1 protein-coding gene is annotated in these 236 nt (G+C 64.8%); it reads left to right on the top strand.

What is annotated here, in order from left to right; translation table 11 throughout:
- Positions 1–236 (top strand): hypothetical protein (locus tag ACTFO6_RS19810; protein WP_439935999.1); only part of this gene is annotated, 236 nt, incomplete at both ends.

A 236-nucleotide genomic window follows, 5' to 3' on the forward strand; every position in this document is an offset into this window, starting at 1 on the left:
GTCGCCTCGGGCGCGTCCCCCACCCTTTCCATGCCGGGCTGGAACCTACTTTTCCTGCAAAACCCCGTTTCCAACCTTACCTCGGCGATCTACTGGCGAATCGCCACGGGGAGCGATCCCAACACCATTACCCAATCCGGCACCTGTAACGTGCTCGCCGCGCGCATCTCCGGCTTCAGGGGCGTGGACGCCCAGCAGCCCTTCATGACCTCGCCGCTGGCGGCGTCGAACTGGTC

Source organism: Pelomicrobium sp. G1 (genome assembly GCF_051905455.1).
In the GTDB taxonomy this organism is placed as follows: domain Bacteria; phylum Pseudomonadota; class Gammaproteobacteria; order Burkholderiales; family UBA6910; genus Pelomicrobium.